The organism is Archangium minus, assembly GCF_044360475.1.
Lineage (GTDB): Bacteria > Myxococcota > Myxococcia > Myxococcales > Myxococcaceae > Archangium > Archangium minus.
The window spans coordinates 10,692,585-10,710,419 of record NZ_CP043494.1; the positions used below are offsets into that span (position 1 = coordinate 10,692,585).

General features: G+C 67.2%; 18 protein-coding genes. 10 read left to right on the plus strand and 8 right to left on the minus strand.

The features are described 5' to 3' along the window. Positions 1 to 106: 106 nt before the first annotated feature. The gene (locus tag F0U60_RS43785) at positions 107 to 910 is read right to left on the minus strand and encodes a tetratricopeptide repeat protein (RefSeq protein ID WP_395809157.1); all 804 of its coding nucleotides are present in this window, start codon (positions 908 to 910) and stop codon (positions 107 to 109) included. A gap of 72 nt (positions 911 to 982) precedes the next feature. On the opposite strand from F0U60_RS43785, the gene F0U60_RS43790 reads away from it, so the two are divergent. The 3 genes from F0U60_RS43790 (at position 983) to F0U60_RS43800 (ending at position 2,628) form a co-directional block, all read left to right on the plus strand. Further along, positions 983 to 1,690, plus strand: a complete 708-nt coding sequence (locus F0U60_RS43790; protein WP_395809159.1) for a 2OG-Fe(II) oxygenase — start codon at positions 983 to 985, stop codon at positions 1,688 to 1,690. A gap of 171 nt (positions 1,691 to 1,861) precedes the next feature. Continuing rightward, the gene (locus tag F0U60_RS43795; protein WP_395809161.1) at positions 1,862 to 2,029 is read left to right on the plus strand and encodes a hypothetical protein; all 168 of its coding nucleotides are present in this window, start codon (positions 1,862 to 1,864) and stop codon (positions 2,027 to 2,029) included. Between the two features lie 128 nt (positions 2,030 to 2,157). Continuing rightward, complete coding sequence (locus tag F0U60_RS43800; RefSeq protein ID WP_395809163.1) at positions 2,158 to 2,628, plus strand: FBP domain-containing protein; 471 nt, start codon at positions 2,158 to 2,160, stop codon at positions 2,626 to 2,628. A gap of 19 nt (positions 2,629 to 2,647) precedes the next feature. On the opposite strand, the gene F0U60_RS43805 is transcribed toward F0U60_RS43800, so the two are convergent. Next, positions 2,648 to 3,535: a LysR substrate-binding domain-containing protein gene (locus tag F0U60_RS43805; RefSeq protein ID WP_395825700.1), complete on the minus strand. Its 888-nt coding sequence runs from the start codon at positions 3,533 to 3,535 to the stop codon at positions 2,648 to 2,650. A 106-nt stretch (positions 3,536 to 3,641) separates the two neighbouring features. Between F0U60_RS43805 and F0U60_RS43810 the strand changes: the two genes are divergently transcribed. Then, the gene (locus F0U60_RS43810; protein ID WP_395809165.1) at positions 3,642 to 4,406 is read left to right on the plus strand and encodes a sulfite exporter TauE/SafE family protein; all 765 of its coding nucleotides are present in this window, start codon (positions 3,642 to 3,644) and stop codon (positions 4,404 to 4,406) included. A gap of 160 nt (positions 4,407 to 4,566) precedes the next feature. Here the strand turns inward: F0U60_RS43810 and F0U60_RS43815 are convergent, their stop codons facing one another. The 5 genes from F0U60_RS43815 to F0U60_RS43835 all read right to left on the minus strand — a co-directional run bounded on the left by F0U60_RS43815 (position 4,567) and on the right by F0U60_RS43835 (position 9,675). Then, a complete protein-coding gene (locus tag F0U60_RS43815; protein ID WP_395809167.1) occupies positions 4,567 to 5,130 on the minus strand; it encodes an anthranilate synthase component II in 564 nt (187 codons plus the stop codon). After that, positions 5,127 to 6,617, minus strand: coding sequence for an anthranilate synthase component I family protein (locus F0U60_RS43820; RefSeq protein ID WP_395809169.1), 1,491 nt, complete (start codon positions 6,615 to 6,617; stop codon positions 5,127 to 5,129). The genes F0U60_RS43815 and F0U60_RS43820 overlap by 4 nt, the downstream gene beginning before the upstream one ends. A 111-nt stretch (positions 6,618 to 6,728) precedes the next feature. After that, on the minus strand, positions 6,729 to 8,345 hold the full coding sequence (locus tag F0U60_RS43825; RefSeq protein ID WP_395809171.1) for a hypothetical protein: 1,617 nt from the start codon (positions 8,343 to 8,345) through the stop codon (positions 6,729 to 6,731). 119 nt (positions 8,346 to 8,464) lie between these two features. Next, positions 8,465 to 9,121 (minus strand): type 1 glutamine amidotransferase domain-containing protein, encoded by a 657-nt coding sequence (locus F0U60_RS43830; protein ID WP_395809173.1) that lies wholly within the window; start codon positions 9,119 to 9,121, stop codon positions 8,465 to 8,467. Positions 9,122 to 9,228: 107 nt separating this feature from the next. Next, entirely contained in the window at positions 9,229 to 9,675 is a 447-nt protein-coding gene (locus F0U60_RS43835; protein WP_395809175.1) for an RsbRD N-terminal domain-containing protein, read from the minus strand. 103 nt (positions 9,676 to 9,778) lie between these two features. Here F0U60_RS43835 and F0U60_RS43840 point away from each other — a divergent pair, with 103 nt between their 5' ends. Continuing rightward, positions 9,779 to 10,291, plus strand: a complete 513-nt coding sequence (locus F0U60_RS43840; protein ID WP_395809177.1) for a GreA/GreB family elongation factor — start codon at positions 9,779 to 9,781, stop codon at positions 10,289 to 10,291. Between the two features lie 78 nt (positions 10,292 to 10,369). Next, positions 10,370 to 10,888, plus strand: a complete 519-nt coding sequence (locus F0U60_RS43845; RefSeq protein WP_395809179.1) for an NADAR family protein — start codon at positions 10,370 to 10,372, stop codon at positions 10,886 to 10,888. A gap of 27 nt (positions 10,889 to 10,915) precedes the next feature. Here F0U60_RS43845 and F0U60_RS43850 read toward each other — a convergent pair whose 3' ends face one another. Then, entirely contained in the window at positions 10,916 to 11,716 is an 801-nt protein-coding gene (locus F0U60_RS43850) for an SDR family oxidoreductase (protein WP_395809181.1), read from the minus strand. A gap of 73 nt (positions 11,717 to 11,789) precedes the next feature. Between F0U60_RS43850 and F0U60_RS43855 the strand changes: the two genes are divergently transcribed. From F0U60_RS43855 to nrfD, 4 genes are all read left to right on the plus strand, one after another. Beyond that, positions 11,790 to 12,146 (plus strand): HNH endonuclease, encoded by a 357-nt coding sequence (locus F0U60_RS43855; protein ID WP_203407686.1) that lies wholly within the window; start codon positions 11,790 to 11,792, stop codon positions 12,144 to 12,146. A 378-nt stretch (positions 12,147 to 12,524) separates the two neighbouring features. Further along, positions 12,525 to 13,187 (plus strand): cytochrome c3 family protein, encoded by a 663-nt coding sequence (locus F0U60_RS43860; RefSeq protein WP_395809184.1) that lies wholly within the window; start codon positions 12,525 to 12,527, stop codon positions 13,185 to 13,187. Beyond that, entirely contained in the window at positions 13,184 to 16,381 is a 3,198-nt protein-coding gene (locus tag F0U60_RS43865; protein ID WP_395825703.1) for a TAT-variant-translocated molybdopterin oxidoreductase, read from the plus strand. The genes F0U60_RS43860 and F0U60_RS43865 overlap by 4 nt, the downstream gene beginning before the upstream one ends. A 3-nt stretch (positions 16,382 to 16,384) precedes the next feature. Next, on the plus strand, positions 16,385 to 17,833 hold the full coding sequence (gene nrfD, locus F0U60_RS43870; protein WP_395809186.1) for an NrfD/PsrC family molybdoenzyme membrane anchor subunit: 1,449 nt from the start codon (positions 16,385 to 16,387) through the stop codon (positions 17,831 to 17,833). Positions 17,834 to 17,835: the final 2 nt, after the last annotated feature.

Genomic DNA, 17,835 nt, shown 5'->3' on the forward strand with positions numbered 1-17,835 from the left:
CGGCTCCTGTTTGTCTTTGCGGGCTCGGGCCCGGCACGAAACACAGCCCAGCGCCAGACACGGGCCCGGCGGGAAACGGGCCCGGCGGCGCGACGAGGGGTCCGCCTCAGGGAGGCAGGGTGAAGGTGAGCGCCTCCTTGGCCCGGATGACGGTGTTCTTAGTGGACTGGGGATCCTCGACAAGCGATTGGAGCAGCTTGCGGGCTTCCTCTTCCTTGCCACGGCGGCGCAGGAGGGTCGACTTGTAGATGAGCAGCTCGCCCTTGCTCTCGGCATCGGGCTTGAGGGCCAGCGCCTTGGCGAGGCGGCGATCCTGCTCGTCGAGATCCTTGCCGTAAGAGATGAGCTCGCGCCAGGCGGGGTAGAAATTCGGGGCCGTCCGTGTCAGCTCCTCCAGTTTCTTCTCGAACGACTCCTGGTCCTTCGAGCGCATGGCGTCGATGAACTTCCGGAACGTCCCCTTGGGCACGCGGCCGGCCTTCTCCCGACGAAGGCACTCGATGACGCGCTTGGTGTCGGAGAACCCCTCCGGCGCCATCTTGTCCACCTGCTCGTAGAAGCCGAGAGCCTTGGGAATGTCTCCCATCAAGATGTAGGTGAGGCCCGTGTCGTAGACGGGGAGAGGCCACTCCGGAGCGAGCTCGTGTGCCTGCTGGAAGAACGTGAGGGCTTGCTCGAAGTTGCCCGACTCTCCGCTCAGCCGGCCCTGGGCGTGGAGCTGTGTGGCTTTTTCGAAAGCGGTGGGCTCCCGCGGAGGCGCGGGAGGGGGCTGCACCGCCTGGGGAGGAGACACCTGCTGAGGCGAGGCGGGCCCGGCGTCAATCGAAGAGGAGGACTGGCCTGACGTTCCCTGACAGGAACAGCCTCCAAGGAGGGTCGTGGCTATCGACAGCACGAAGAAGCGGCGCATGGTGGGGAGTATCCTCTCTGCTGCCGCCATCTTATCTATAATTCGCGCAACCTCTCACCTCCTCCCGCCACCATGACCGATTTCATCGAGGTCCATGACGACGTCCTGTCGCCCGGGCTGTGCCAGGAAATCATCCAGCTGTTCGACAAGAGCACCCACGTACACCGGGGCCGTACGGGTGGTGGCGTGGACCTCACCAAGAAGGACAGCCACGACCTCACGCTCAACCTCTTCCCGGAGTACCAGGACGTGCTGCGCCGGCTCCTGGATGCGGCGTTTCCCCCGCTCAAGAGCTATCTGCGCAAGTACGTCTACAGCCTGATTGGCGCCGTCTCCATGTCAACGCGGCACCCGAAGACGGGACAGCTGGTGACGCTCACGCGGGAGAACTTCGAAGAGCTGGCAAACGCCTCCTTCGACCAGCTCGTCGGCTTCCTGTATCGCTACGGCGAGCTCAACGTGCAGAAGTACGTGAAGGGCACGGGCGGCTACCCGCACTGGCACTCGGAGATTTATCCGAAGGACGCGAGCTGCGAGCCACTGCACCGGGTGCTCGCGTTCCAGTTCTATCTGAACGACGTCAGCCAGGGCGGTGAGACCGAGTTCTTCTATCAAGAGAAGAAGGTCCAATCGAAAGCAGGCCGGATGCTCATCTTCCCCGCCGGCTTCACCCACACCCATCGGGGCAACCGGCCCGAGTCCAACGACAAGTACATCATCACGTCGTGGGTGCTCTTCCACCGCGCGGAGACGCTCTACGGCGCCAGGCCTCCAGGGTAGGCGATGCCTTCAATGGCCGCGGGGCTACCTGACGACCGCGCTCCCAGGACCCCGGGGCATCCACGAAGTCCGTACCGCGTTCTTGATAATGGATGGTCTGCCTGCGAACGAGCTGACAGGCGCTCGAGCTCCTGCCAGCCTTGTCTCCTCTCACCTGCGAGGACTCACTCCATGAGGCACAAGCGCTTCTCCAGCCACCAACTCGACTGGCGTCCGGCCAAGCCCAAGAAGATGGGCAACCCGGTCTCGAAGATGACCCAGGTCGCTGGCCGACGCATTGGTGGCGCGTTGCGAGCGGAGCAGGCCCGTCAGCAGAAACGGCGCGACACGCGGCGTTGAGAACAGGCCCGAGGGCCGCCCACCAGCGGACCCACCGAGCACTCGTGCTGCTTGAAAGCGTGCATCCCCTCCACTGAAGCCCTTATGAAGGGGGTGCACAGCTCGGGCAGCAGCACGAGGAGATAGGCATGTTTCTGATCAAGACAGAGAAAGACCTCCTGCAGGCGTTCCGCCCGCGGGACCGGGAGAAGGTTGAGCTCCCCGAGGGCATCAAGTTCCCGCTCTTCGTCCGCGACTACCTGACGTGGGTTGAGCCGGCCGGGACTCGGGTGTTCCTGGTGCTCCCCTCGCCGGACAACAAGCGACCGATGGGGATTGCCTTCCGCCGCGACGCGCAGGGGAGCGGGGCGGTGTCTCACATGTGCGACTGGTGCCATGCCTATGGCTCGTCGAACGAGATCGGCCTGCTCACCACGGACGTGAACTCGAAGCGCCGGGTGGGCGTGAACCTCTGCCTCGACCTGCGTTGCAAGGAGAAGCTGGAGGCGGCGGCGGACCTCTCCGGTCGCAACCCGCGGGACTTCGTGCAGGCACTGATGGGGCGCATGGCCCACTTCGCGCGCGAGGCGCTCCGCATCGAGACCGTTCCGGAGAATTGAGCGCCCACAACGTCCCCGCTCACGCTGGCGCGCGGAGTCGTTGGACCAACTGCTGCGCATGGACGGGCAGCTCAGCGAACCGACGCACGCAGAGCGTGAGCCGACGCTGAGCCCAGGCGTCCGTCAACCGGAGCCCGCGGATTCCCATGGACTTCTGGCACCGGCGGGCAGCGGTCTCGGGGACCACTCCAATGCCGATGCCGCGCTCGACCAGCCGGCAGATGGCGTCGAAGCTGCGCAGACGGACCCGGAACTTCAACCGGCGTCCGGCCCTCGCCGCGTGCTCGGACAGGTAGTCCTGGAGCGCGCTTCCCGTGGCCAGCCCGATGAACTCGTGGTCCAGCACCTCGGCGAAGCGAAGCTCGCGGTGCGCCGTCAGAGGATGGGCTCGCGGCGTGACGAGCACGAGCCTGTCCATGCGGAAGGGAAAGGTCTCGAGGCCCGCGAGCTCGACGGAGTCGGAGACGATTCCGACATCCGCCAGCCCCTCGGCCACGGCCCGCACGATGTCGTAGCTGAGCCGCTCCTCCAGGTCGACATTGACGTTCGGGTGGTCCGCCAGGAAGGCGCTCAGCGCCTCCGGCAGGAACTCGGTCATCGCGGAGGTATTGGCCATCAGGCGGACATGGCCCTTCAAGCCGTGAGCGTATTCACCCAGCTCGCCTCGCATCCGCTCGAGCTGCTCCAGCACGGTGCGCGCATGATGGACCAGCGTTCGTCCCGCAGGAGTGGGTCGGACGCCGCGGCGCTCTCGCTCCAGCAGTGGAACACCAAGCGCCTCTTCCATGCCACGAATGCGAGCGCTCGCAGAGGCCAGGGAGAGATGGGTCCGCGCGGCGCCGCCCGTGATGCTCCCGGCTTCGGTCACATGGAGGAACAGCCTCAAGTCCGTCAGATCGAAACGCATCACGGCTCGCCCACCCTGTCTTGAATGGCCAGCCTTCGGCTGGGACGAAGGCTGCCTCAGCCAATCCCAGATTGTCCCTTCCTGCCAGCGCCTCCAAGCTGGGTGCATGAGCTCCGACCTGCTGCTGGCCATCGCCAGCTTCCTCGCTGGTGCCATGAACGCTGTTGCTGGCGGCGGCTCGTTCATCACCTTCCCCGCGCTCGTCCTGACGGGCGTGCCCTCAATCGCAGCCAACGCCTCGAGCACCGTCGCACTGTTCCCAGGCAGCTTCGCCAGCGCCTGGGCCTATCGTGACGACTTCAGGAGCTTCGAGGGCGTCTCAGTGAGAGCCCTGCTCCCGGTGAGCCTGGTCGGCGGTCTGACCGGGGCGATGCTGCTCCTGCTGACACCGCAGGCCACCTTCGACTCAGTCATTCCCTGGCTTCTGCTGTTCGGCACCCTGGCCTTCGCCTTCGGGCGAAAGGCGGGCGAGAAGCTCCGGAAGGTCATCCGCATCGGCCCGGCGCTCCTGCTCGGAGGGCAATTCCTCCTCGCGGTCTACGGCGGATATTTCGGCGGAGCCGTCGGACTCATGATGATGGCGGTCTGGAGTCTGTTTGGCGTCAGCGACATCCAGGCGATGAACGCGGCCAAGACGCTGCTGGTCGGAGCGACGAACACCGTGGCCGTTGCGTGTTTCATCGTCGCGGGAGAAGTCTGGTGGGCGCAGACGCTCGTGATGGCACTGACGGCGGTGGCGGGCGGCTATGTCGGCGCGCGAGTCGGCCGCCGCATCGCACCGGCCCGCCTCCGCCTCGGCATCACGGCCTTCAATGTGGCGATGACCGCCGCGTTCTTCCTGCGCCACTGCCATGACAAAGTCGCCAGGTAGACCCTGCGGCTGCGGAGCAAAGAGGCCATCGAAGCCTGGTTTCAGCAGTGCTTCAGCCTCGACTACCGAGGGGCTCCGCCACACCTGCACGGAGCCAACCCGATCGGGACGGAACCCCTCACCCCGACCCTCTCCCGGAGGGAGAGGGAGGGGATGCGACCTACAGGCGGCCTTCGAGGAAGTTGCGCACCAACCGGGGGCCCTCGGGGGTGAGGACGCTCTCCGGATGGAATTGCACCCCCACCACCGGCCGCTCGCGGTGCCGCAGCCCCATGATGAGCCCGTCCGGCGACCACGCCGTCGCCTCCAGCTCCGCCGGCAGCGTCGCCGCGTCCACCACCAGCGAGTGGTAGCGCGCCGCCTGGAAGCCCTGCGACATGCCCTCGAAGATGCTCCGGCCCTCGTGGCGGATGGAGGCCGTCTTGCCGTGCACCGGCTCCGGCCCACGCACCACGTTGCCACCGAACACGGCCCCGATGGACTGGTGGCCCAGGCAGACGCCCAGCACCGGCACCTTCGCTGCGCGGATGGCCGCCATGCTCACCCCGGCCTCCGTCGGCGTGCACGGCCCCGGTGACACCACCAGGTGCGACGCCCCCGAGGCCACCACGCCCTCGACGTCGATCTCATCGTTGCGAGCCACCTTCACCTCGGCTCCCAGCGTGTAGAGGAGCTGCACGAGGTTGAAGGTGAACGAGTCGTAGTTGTCGATGACGAGGATCACCGCACACCTCCTTCACGCGCCTGCTTCAGAGCCGTGGCGAGCACCCGCGCCTTGGCCTCGGTCTCGTCCGCTTCCTTCGAGGGCACAGAGTCCGCCACCAGCCCCGCGCCCGCCTCCCACAGCGTGCGGTCTCCGTCGATGAAGAAGGTGCGCAGGGCGATGGCCAGGTCCAGCGCGCCGCAGAAGGACAGATAGCCCACCGCGCCCGCGTAGGGTCCACGGCGCGTGGGCTCCAGCTCATCGATAATCTGCATCGCACGAATCTTCGGAGCCCCGGACACCGTGCCCGCGGGGAAGGTGTACGCCAGGGCATCGAGCGCGTCGTACTTCGCGTCGAGCTTGCCGCGCACCTGCGAGACGATGTGCATCACGTGGCTGTAACGCTCGATGACCATCAGGTCCTCGACGCGCACCGAGCCCGGCGCCGCCACGCGGCCCACGTCGTTGCGGCCCAGGTCCACCAGCATCATGTGCTCGGCGCGCTCCTTCTCGTCGGCGAGCAGCTCCTTCTCGAGCGCCAGGTCCTCGGCCTCGGTGGTGCCGCGGCGCCGAGTGCCCGCGATGGGGCGCACCACAACGTCCCCGTCACGCACCTGCACCAGCAGCTCCGGAGAGGCGCCCACCAACGCGCGCGCCTCGCCCAGCTCGATGTGGAAGAGGTAGGGCGAGGGGTTGATGCGGCGCAGGGAGCGGTACAGCGAGAGGGGCGGAGGCGCACCGCGCGCCTCGAAGCGGCGAGCGAGCACCACCTGCATGCAGTCACCCGCGCGGATGTACTCCTTCACGCGCTCCACGGCGGCCTCGTAGCCGGCGCGGTCCCAGCTGACCGAGACCTCCGCCTCACCGCGCATGGGAGGATTCGGGACGTAGGCGTCCACGGGGAGGGGCCGCAGCAGACGCTCGGCGAGAGCCTCCGCGCGGGCCTCGGCGTCCGCGAGGGCCAGGGCGACGCTGCCGTGGCGCGACGGCCGGGCAATGGCGGTGGCGTGCAGCGTCTGAGTGCGCGAGTCGTGGGTGACGAACTCGTCACACAGCAGCCACTCGGAGTCGGGGAAGGAGATGTCCGGGCTGTGCCGGTCAGGCACGTGGCGCTCGAACCAGGACATGCAGTTGTAGCCCAGGTAGCCCACCAGGCCGCCAACGAACGGGGGCTCACCGGGGAGCTTGGCGACGGCATGCTCGCGCCAGACGGAGCGCAGGACGTCGAGCGGCTTGCCCTCGAGACGCTGCGACTGGTCGCCGCGCCAGAGGGTGCCGCCGTTGCGGTCGAGCCGCAGACGGCCGGAGGGTGCGGTGCCGACGTGGCTGTAGCGACCGAAGCGCTCGCCACCATGGCAGGACTCGAGAATGAAGCCTCGCGCGCCGCCGAGCTTGAGGTAGGCGGAGAGCGGGGTGTCGAGGTCGGCGGGGAGCACGACCGAGACGGGAACCGCCTCGCCCTTCTCCGCGCGTTGGCGGTAGGCCGCCTTGCGCTCCTGAGCGTTCATCACGTTCCTCTGTGCAGGCCCCCTCTCCCACTTGGGAGAGCATTGGACACGGGGGTTCCCCCGTTATCCCCCGTCTGACACAGCCGGGAAAGGGGGGTCCTGGCACACAATTCAGGGGTTGCCGCCCGGCTTGCGAGAGGCCAGCAGTTCGGCAGCCACGGCCGCCGCGGTCTTCTGAGCGGCACAGGCATCCGGACGACCGAAAGGCAGGTACACGTTCGGTGCCGGGGCACAGACCTCCACGTTCCTGGAGCGATCCTCCAACACTTCCCGAGCCAGCCGCTGGACTTCCTCCTTGCGTCCTTGGGCCTTCGCTTCAAGCGCCAGCTGGAGCTTCGCCTCAAGACGCACGCTGTAGGTCTTCCACCCCCTCTGCTCCGGAATGTCCGCCATGGCCTCCAGGCCTCGCCCGTACAGAGCGAGCGCCCGGGCCCGGTCCCCCGCCCTATCGGCAACTGCCGCCAGGAGGATCAACCCCTCGGGGAAACGGGCCAACTTCCCACCGGCCTCGGCGCGGCGCAGCAGCTCGAGGGCAGCACTCCGGTCAGAGCCCTTCGCGCGACGCAGCAGGTCACACAGGACAGACGCAGCACGGTATTGCACCACCTCTTCGGAGTCCTCGAGGAAAGGCAGCGCCAGTTCGATGCCCTGGAGCAAAGTCATCCGCTGGGACACCTGATAGAGCGCGCTGGCCCGCACCAGCGGGGCCGGATCACGCAGCGCATGCCGAAGAGCCTTGTCGATCTCGGACCCTGGACGCTGCCCCAGCGTGAAAACGGCGTAGACGCGGAGAGAATCGAACGGAATAGAGGGAGGCCGCTCCGTGAGCACACGCACGGACTGGCGGACAGCCTCTTCCGGAAACCTGCGCTCGAGCAGCATGAGGGCACCCGGGGAGAGGGGGTCCGCCGACGCGTTGCCGGCTTGCAGAAGGGACGCGAACAGGCCTCGGATCTCCTCGTCCGTACCGATGGCGCTGAGCCCCTCCAAGGCCTGTCGCCAGACGTCCACGTTCGTTCTGGAGTCACGCACCAGCTCCAACCAGAAACGCCGCAGCTCGGGGTTGGAGCCACGCCGGGTCCGTTGTGAGAACGCCGCCAGTCCCCTGACGATCTCGCGCCGCTTGTCGTCCCAGATCGTCTTCCCATACTCCTGGAGGAGCGCCTCAATGTTCATCTCGGGAAAAGGCTCCTCCCGGGAGACGTGGCCCGAGGTCGGGTCGATACGAAAACGAATGCCCGGGACGGGACCGGGATACGGAGCCTCGGGATGGCTGGGAGGCAGCTCCATGGGAACCACCAGGGTGAGCACGTTTCCCTCGAAGCGGGGCGAGCCGATCCACCAGGAGCCACAGAGCGTGCTGTGAAGCTTGCGCCGCTCGCCCTCCGTGAGGTGTGCATCGAGGGACCAACGGCCGCTCTCGGCTCCATTGGGCCCGAGGATGCTCACCTCGCTCGACAGGGCGTCGACCAGGGCCAGGTATCGGCCATCGGGCGAGAGAAGGACGGACTGCCTCTCGACACCATGCTCGAGCCCGCGCTGCCACACGACCTTGCCAGCCCTCCGGTCACGCAGGGTGAGCGAGGGACGTGATGAGGCGCCCACCTGCATCGTCTCCAGGAGGAGCTCGAAACGACCCTCCTGAGACTCCATCTCCCAGGACGTGGGCATCTTGCGAAGACATGCGCGCACAACAGCGGGCCCCAGCAGCACCAGGGCCACGACCAAGAATCCCCCCACCCGCGTCCAGGGTCTCATCCGGGCAACGGTAGCCCTGGCGAAGCGAGTGTTCAACTCCGGCTGAACATTCGGTGGCGTTCATGAATCAACCCACCGAGGGCCTTCGCCTATCGCGCCAGCAGTGCCGTGCGGATGGGGGGGATGGCCACCATTCCCAGCAGGGCGGCAAACAGCCAGCGACCCCAGTGCGAGCGTTCCTCCACCGGGTGATTGCGCGGAGCGTGCTCGTCGAAGAGCGCCACCATGCCCTTGATGAAGTGGCGCATGTCGTGGGGCCCGCGGCTGGAGATCCACCGGTCATCACGGACGGCGGGCTCATCCATCCACTGGGCCCCCGCGTTGCGGAGGTCGTCCTTGATACCGGGCCACGAAGCCAGCTTGCGCCCACTCGCCAGTCCCGCGGACACGAGCACCCAGGGACCGTGGCACAGCGTGGCGATGGGCCGGCCGTGGCGGTCGAACTCTCGGACGAAGTCGAGCACCTCTTCGCTCTGACGAAGCTTGTCCGGATTGACGAAGCCTCCGGGGATGAGGAGCGCGTCGAAGTCGGTGGGCCGCACGCGGTGCACCGTCTCGTCCACGCGGACCTTCTTGCCCGGCCACATCAGGTTCATGCCGCGAATGCGGCCCTTGTGCAGGGAGATGATGTCCACCTGCGCACCCCGCTTGCGGAGCGCTCGTACGGGGACGGTGAGCTCCACCTGCTCGAAACCGTCCGCCGCCAGCACGCCCACCCGGATGCCTTTCAACGTCTTCCTCGCCATGCCTACGCCTCCCGGTTCTCTTCCCGCGACATCGTCGGCATCCCTCTCGCAACTGGCATCCCATGCTCTCCGGGCCGGAGGGCGACCAGGAGAGCTTCAGGGCCGCGTCAATGGCCCATGGCCTGGGTTGCCTGCGGCGAGGCCCCATGTCGGGCCAGCACCTGCCGGGCAAACTCCGTCGAGCAGATGGTCACCACATCATCCAGGTCTCGGCTGAGGTAGAGCACCTCCGTCGGCGATACCCCGCCTGGCTCCTCGACCCACAGGCTGAGCAGCACGTCTCGCAAGATGGAGAGCTCCACGAGCACCTCCACGAGGTCGAAATCATCCCCGACCCGCTGGAAGGCATGTTCCCGAGAGAGCATTTGGCTGCCGCGAACATCGGCCTCGTCGCGCTCGCGGAGCTTCACCACGAGCCAGTCGATCAAATGCGGGACGTGGTTCTCCAGGCTTTCCTCGGAGAGGCGGCGCGCATCACGGAGCGTGCGCACCATTTCCTTCCAACGAACCAAAATCTCCTGCTTGTGGTCTTCAATGAGTTGGGCGAATCCCATGATTCTCTGAATGTCAGCGTGACCCGGCCCCGAGGCCACCCTGTCCTCTGGAACAACGGGCATGCCCCACAGGCTGGATGCCGACCGTCCGGGAGGGAGCACCATGTCGAAGGCCTTCACGAAGGAAGACGCGGGCGGAGAGGACGTCCTCCTTCCTCCGCGTCCCCGCTCGACCTCTGGAGAGAAACGGTACATCACGCCCGAAGGCTACCGGGCGCTCCAGGAGGAGCTCGAGTCGCTCACGGCACCCTCATCCCAGGAGAAGGCACCCCCGTCCTTCGGAGATGACGTGAGGGCCCGGGAGCGTACGCGGCGGGTGCAGTACCTGACCGCCACCCTCGAGGAGGTCCAGGTGGTGACCCCCGAAGCTCCCGACGAGGAGCACGTCTACTTCGGCGCGTGGGTAACACTCGAGGACGAGGAAGGCGAGGAGACGGCGTACCGCATCGTCGGCCCGGACGAGGCGGACGTGAAGGCAGGCCGTCTCAGCGTCGAGTCACCCCTGGCGCGGGCCCTGCTCGGCAAGGAGGTAGGCGAGTCCGTCCGGGTCGAGCGCCCGCGCGGTGCCATCGAGTACACCGTCACCGGGGTGTCCTACCGGCCGCCCACGTCCTGAGTGTCACCCGCGCTGTCAGGTCCACGCCCTTGCTTCGTCAGACTTGGTGTTTTAATTACACCAACCATCCGAGGACCCATGAGCGACACGCGGAGCAGGTTCACCTTCTTCTGGCGGCAGGAGTCCCCTTTCTCGCAGTGGCACCCGTGCGAGTTCGTGGCGGGCGGTGCGCGCTTCACATGTGCCGAGCAGTACATGATGCACGGCAAGGCGGTGCTCTTCGGAGACACGGAGATAGCCGCGCGCATCCTGGGGACGAAGAGCCCCAAGCAGCACAAGGCGCTGGGTCGCAAGGTCCGCGGCTTCGACGGCGCGGTGTGGGAGCGCGAGCGTGAACGCATCGTCTACGAGGGCAACCACGCCAAGTTCACCCAGAACGCCGAGTTGCTCGCGGCGCTCTTGGCCACAGTGGGCACGGAGCTGGTGGAGGCCAGCCCGTTGGATCGCATCTGGGGCGTGGGCTTGTCGGCAGAGGATCCACGCATCCAAGATCCGGCGACGTGGCGGGGCCAGAACCTGCTCGGGAAGGTCCTCACGCGACTGCGCGAGGACCTGCTCGCCTCGGGCGTGACACAGGCCCGTCCGGTACGAGCGTGAGTCAGGAGCGTGCGGCCCTGGCGGGACTCAGGGCCGCGCCTGCTTCATCATCCGCGAGGCCAGGCGATCGACCATGCCCGGCACGAGCGCCTTGAGGGCCATCACCAGCTTCGCGGCCGGCATCATCACCACCTCGCGCTCGCGGCGCTCCATAGCACGCAGGATGAGGTCCGCGCAGGTGCGCGCGTCCATCATCCGGTTCTCATCCTCGGCGATGTCCGTATGGCCGGCCTGCCCATCGGGGCCGAGCGCCCGGGCGCGGATGTCGGTGGCGACGAACCCGGGGGACACGACAAGCACATCCACTCCAGTGCCGCTCAGCTCGATGCGCAGCGAGTCGAAGAAACCCTGCATCGCGTGCTTGCTCGCGGAATAGCCGGTGCGGGTGGGCACGCCACTCTTCCCCGTCAGCGAGGACACAGCGACGAGCAGGCCCCTGCGCGCCTTCACATGCGGGAGCGCATGGTGCGTGCAGTAGACCGCGCCGAGGTAGTTCACCCGCATGATGCGCTCGAAGAGAGACAGGTCCGTCACGTCCTCGAAACGCGCACGCATCACGAGCCCCGCGTTGTTCACGAGGTAGTCGATGCCGCCGAACGCCTCCACGGCACGAGCCACCAGGCGCCCACAGGCCTCTGGGTCACTCACATCCGTGGGCACCACGAGCGCGCGACCTCCAGCCTGTTCACACCGCTGCTTCACCCGGGCCAGCGACTCCTCGCCTCGAGCCGCGAGCACCACCTGCGCTCCACGAGCCGCGAGCGCCACCGCGAGCTCCTCACCGATTCCCGAGGACGCCCCGGTAATGACAGCCGTCTTTCCTCTCATGGGGCGTCATGCTCGCATGCCTCCACCTGCCTCCCCATGGCATGAGGCGCCTTCCCAACCTATTAGAAGACCTGTGAGCTCCTCCAAGCGCCGCCGCATCCTCGACATCGTGGCCACCGACGCCACCTTCGAGCGGACCGAGCACCGCGGGCGTGAGGTCTGGCTCGGAAAGTGCTTACACTGCAACGCGTACCTGCTCATCGGACTGGACGGCGAGCCGATCAGCCGCGCGACCATCGAGCACATCGTACCCCGGGTGCATGGCGGCACGGACGCGCTGGAGAACCTCGGCCTGGCGTGTGCGCGCTGCAACCAGGGCAAAGGCAGCCGGCATGATCGGCATTACCACCGGGACGCCCGGGTCCGGGAGCTGGTGGAACGCTTGTTGGAGCGCCGACGAGAGCGCTGGCGCGATCCCGACGACGCCTGACGGGCCTCGCGATTCAACCCCCCTACGATCTCGTAGAAGAGAACATCATCCGGGCAAGTTTGCAGCCGCGCCACAACGCCGTGGGTCGTGGTATCCCGCCGCTCGCGGACAGAGAAAGGTTGACACCCGGAAAATGATGCTCGATGGTCACGCGCCGCGTTGGGACGGGACAAGGAGGAGGGACCCCGTCCACGGCAACTCTTCAGTTGGATGGGGTCGGGCGTGTCCGCATGTCTCCTGTCAGGGCAGGAGTCGTAGCAGCCACAGCAACGCCGTGCATGAGCTTCTTGTTCCAGTCTTCCTGTGTCGCCTCCGAAAAGCCGCTTCGCCCTCCCGTTGCGTCTTCCGGAGTCCACTGACTAGCCCCCGGTCCTGGTAATGAGCGGTCCTCTCTTCCCACGCTGGACGAACACGGTGTCGCGGGCTTCCGCCGCGGCGCTTCTTGCAATCCCCGCGATCGCGCTTGGCGGTCTGATGGCGTACGTGCGTTCTCCGTTCGTCACCGGTCAGAACCGCCCGCTCGAACAGCCGATCGAGTTCGATCACCGGCACCACGCCGGCGACGAACAGATCGACTGCCGCTACTGCCACTTCTCCGTGGAGAAGTCGCCGTCGGCGGGCATTCCTTCCACCACCGTGTGCATGTCCTGCCACGCCCAGGTGTGGAACCAGAGCCCGTACCTGGCGCTGGTGCGGCAAGCCTACTTCACGGATCAGCCCATCCCGTGGGTCCGCGTCCACAACCTGCCGGACTTCGTCTACTTCAACCACGCCATCCACGTGGCCAAGGGAGTGGGCTGCGTCACCTGCCACGGTCGCGTAGACCAGATGGCGGCCATCGAGCAGACCGCGCCGCTCACCATGCAGTGGTGCCTGGACTGCCACCGCAACCCCAAGCCCAACCTGCGTCCGCAGGAGTTCATCACCAGCATGACGTGGCAGCCGCCGGCCGACCCCCAGGAGGCCACGGCGCTCGCGGACAAGCTGTATAGCGAGAACGACGTCCACGCGCGTACGAGCTGCACGACATGCCACCGCTGAAGCCCAAGCTCGACGGAGCCCCCATGAAGGACACCCCTACTTCCTTCGCCCTGCCGGTCGTCTCGGACAAGGCCGAAGCCGCGCACGACCACGAGCATGAGCACGACGTCGTCGGTCAGGCGCTTGATCACGCCTCCGCGCACGCCGTGGCTTCCGAGGGCGCCTACGGAAAGACCTACTGGCGCAGCCTCGAGGAGAAGCTCAACAAGCCCGAGTACCTCGAGGAGAGCCGCCCCGAGTTCCCCGAGGGCGCGGACCTGCCCCCCACCGGCGTCGCCCGCCGCGAGTTCATGCAGCTGCTGGGCGCCTCGCTGGCGCTGGCCGGCGCCACCGCCTGCTCCACCCGTCCGGTGGACGAGCGCATGGTGCCCTACACCCGCACGCCGCCCGAGCTCGTTCCGGGCAACCCGCTGCACTACGCCTCGGGTATGACGTTCGGAGGCCACACCTCCGGCATCCTCGTCACCGCGCGTGAGGGCCGCCCCATCAAGGTCGAGGGCAACCCGCAGCACCCGGTGAACCTGGGCGCCGCCGGCCCCTTCGAGCAGGCCTTCCTGCTGTCTCTGTACGATCCGCAGCGCGCCCGCGTGCTGCGCTACCGCAAGGACCCGCGCTCGCTGCGTACCTTCGGCGAGGAGATCGGCACGGTCATCGCCCGGGCCGCTCAGCAGAACGGTGGGGCGCGCGTGCGCTTCCTCACCGAGCCGAACACGTCACCGGTGCTCGGCGAGCTGCGCTCGCGCATCCAGCAGCGGCTGCCCAACGCCCGCTTCTTCAGCTACACCTCGGTCACGCAGGATCCGACCAACGAGGGTACGGGTGCCGTGGTCGGCCAGCCGGCCACCCCGCTGTACGACTTCTCCAAGGCGGACGTCGTCCTCTCGCTGGACGCGGACTTCCTGGAGAGCCGTCCGGCCAACCTCGCCTACGCTCGCGCCTTCGCGCGCCGTCGTGATCCGGCCGAGGGCAACCTCAACCGTCTCTACGTCGCCGAGCCGCGCTTCACCATCACCGGCGGCATGGCGGACCACCGTCTGCGCGTGAAGTCTGCCGAGGTCTTCGCCGTCGCCGCCGCCATCGCCTCGCGCGTGGGTGGTGGCGTGGAAGGCCTGGCCGGCGCCGCCGCCGCGAAGGCGCAGCTCAACGCCGCCCACCAGAAGTGGGTGGACGCCGTCGCCGCCGACCTGCGTGCCGCCGGTGGCCGCAGCCTGGTGGTGGCCGGTGAGCGTCAGCCTGCCGCGGTGCACGCCCTGGCCGCCGCCATCAACGCGGCGCTCGGCAACGTGGGCCAGACGGTCCGCTACATCCCGGCCACCGTCAACGAGAGCACCAGCGCCGCTGGCCTGCGCCCGCTCGTGGACGAGCTGAAGAACGGTGCGGTGGACGTGCTCGTCATCACCTCGTGGAACCCGCTCTACCGCGCGCCGGTGGACCTGGGGCTCCAGGAGGTGCTGGACCCGAAGACGAACCCCAACCGCGCCAAGCTCACCGTCGTCTATACCTCGCTCTTCGAGGACGAGACGAGCGCCTACGCCGACTGGTTCATCCCGGCCGCGCACGAGCTGGAGGCCTGGGGTGATGGCCGGTCGATCGACGGCACGGTCTCCATCGTGCAGCCGCTCATCCAGCCGCTCTTCAACGGCGTGCCCGCCTCGGAGCTGTTCGCGCTCTTCCTCGGCGAGCCGTTCCGCAGCAGCTACCAGATCCTCCGCGACTTCTACCGTGGCCGCGCTGGCGCCAACACGGACTTCGAGACAGCGTGGGAGACGTGGGTGTCCGTGGGCATCGTCCCCGACAGCGCCCCGGCCGCGCTGGCTGGCACCCCCAACGTGGAGGGGGCCCGCGCGCTCGTGGACGCCTACACCGCGCCCGCCGCTGGCGACCTCGAGGTGAACTTCGTCTCGGACTACAAGGTCTATGACGGCCAGTTCGCCAACCTGTCCTGGCTGCAGGAGCTGCCGGATCCCATCTCGAAGATGACCTGGGACAACGCGGCCTACATCAGCCCGGCCACCGCCGAGAAGCTGGGGCTGCAGCCGGGAGACCTGGCCACGCTCACCTACCGCGACCGCAAGCTGGAGGTGCCCGTGTGGATCCTCCCCGGCACCGCGGACAACGTGGTGGTGCTGCCGCTGGGTTACGGCCGCACGGGTCTGTTCGAGACCGTGGCCAAGGAAGTGGGCTTCAACGCCAACCGCGTGCGCAGCGTGGATGCGCCCTGGTTCGACGGCGGCGCGAAGCTGGAGAAGGCGCGCAGCACGCACAAGTTCTCCCTCAGCCAGAGCCACTGGCGCATGGAGGGCCGCCCGCTGGCCCTGGACATGTCGGTGGCGCAGTTCCGCAAGGAGCAGGAGCTGGAGAAGAAGAAGGCCAGCCCCGTACTCGCCCGCGTGCGAGGTGACGTCAATGCCGTCAACCTCATGCCGGACTACGAGTACAAGGACTACAAGTGGGCGATGGCCATCGACCTGGCCCGCTGCACCGGCTGCTCTGCGTGCGTCGTGGCCTGCCAGGCGGAGAACAACATCCCCGTGGTGGGCAAGGAGCAGGTGGCCCGCAGCCGCGAGATGCAGTGGCTGCGCATCGACCGGTACTTCTCCGGTGACGAGCTGCACGATCCCGAGATGATCATGCAGCCTGTGATGTGCGTGCACTGCGAGAAGGCGCCCTGCGAGTACGTGTGCCCGGTGAACGCCACCGTCCACTCGGACGAGGGCCTCAACGACATGGTGTACAACCGCTGCGTCGGCACGCGGTACTGCTCCAACAACTGCCCGTACAAGGTCCGCCGCTTCAACTACCTGCACTACACCGCGGACAAGACGCCCACGCAGAAGATGCTGATGAACCCGGACGTCACGGTGCGCAACCGCGGCGTCATGGAGAAGTGCACCTACTGCGTCCAGCGCATCGAGCGCGTCCGCATCAAGGCGCGAGTGGAGAAGCGGCCCATCTTCGAGAAGGAGCTGCAGACCGCCTGCCAGCAGACGTGCCCCACCGAGGCCATCGTGTTCGGCACCCTGAGCGACCCCAACGCCCAGGTGACGAAGCACCACAACGACGAGCGCGCCTACAAGCTGCTGAACGAGCTGGGCACCAAGCCTCGTACCGCCCACCTCATCCGTCTGCGCAACCCCAATCCCGCCCTCGCGTCCGCCAGCCCCTCCGAGGCGGGTCACGAAGGAGGCCACTGAGTCATGGCCGAGACCGCTGCTCATACTGCCGCCGCTTCGCTCGACCCGCTCGAGCCGCGGCCCCTCGTCGCGCCGCACCACGACGACAAGACCCTCAACGAGACCCTGCTCGACCACGTGTGGGCCAAGCCCGGTAAGGGCTGGTTCATGCTGTTCGGCCTGGCGCTGTCCGCGCTCGGTCTGCTCGTCCTGGGTGTGACCATCACCCTGGCGCGCGGCATCGGCATGTGGGGTAACAACCAGCCCAACGGCTGGGCGTTCGACATCATCAACTTCGTCTGGTGGGTCGGTATCGGTCACGCCGGTACGCTCATCTCCGCCATCCTCCTGCTCTTCCAGCAGAAGTGGCGCACGAGCATCAACCGCTTCGCCGAGGCCATGACGCTCTTCGCCGTGTGCTGCGCGGGTCTCTTCCCGCTCTTGCACACGGGCCGTCCCTGGTTCGCCTTCTGGCTCTTCCCCTACCCCTCCACCCTGGGCGCGTGGCCGCAGTTCCGCTCCCCGCTGGTGTGGGACGTGTTCGCCATCTCGACGTACCTCACCGTGTCCGCCCTCTTCTGGTACGTGGGTCTCATCCCGGACCTGGCGGCCCTGCGTGACTCGTCCAAGGGCAAGCTGCAGCGCACCATCTACGGCCTCTTCGCGCTCGGCTGGCGCGGCTCCGGCCGTCACTGGCACAACTACAAGATCGGCTACCTGCTGCTGGCGGGTATCTCCACCCCGCTCGTGGTCAGCGTGCACACGATCGTTTCCTTCGACTTCGCCACCTCGCTCATCCCCGGCTGGCACGCCACCATCTTCCCGCCCTACTTCGTGGCCGGCGCCGTGTTCAGCGGCTTCGCGATGGTGATCACCCTCATCGTGCCCGCCCGCAAGTACCTCAAGCTCCGGGACGTCATCACCGACCGCCACCTGGAGAACATGAACAAGGTCATCATGGCCACGGGACTCATCGTGTCCTACGGCTACCTGATGGAGCACTTCATCGCCTGGTACTCCGGCAGCGAGTACGAAATCTGGACCTTCTACGTGAACCGCGCGCGCGGTCCGTACGCCGGGGTGTACTGGCTGATGATCGCCTGCAACGTCATCACGCCGAACATCTTCTGGTTCAAGAAGTGCCGGACCAGCATCCCCATCATGTGGGTGGCGTCCATCCTGGTGAACATCGGCATGTGGTGCGAGCGCTTCATCATCATCGTGACGTCGCTGACGCAGGACTTCCTGCCGTCCTCGTGGGACCTGTACAGCCCGACCTGGGTGGACTGGTCCATCTACATCGGCACGCTGGGCCTGTTCGGCACGCTGTTCCTCCTGTTCCTCAAGTTCGTCCCCGCGGTTGCGGTGAGCGAGGTGAAGGAGCTCCAGCTGGAGCTCAAGCACGCCGCCCACCACGCCGCCCACGGCGCGGAGACTGGCGCCGCCGGGACCCTCACCCACGGAGCGCACTAATC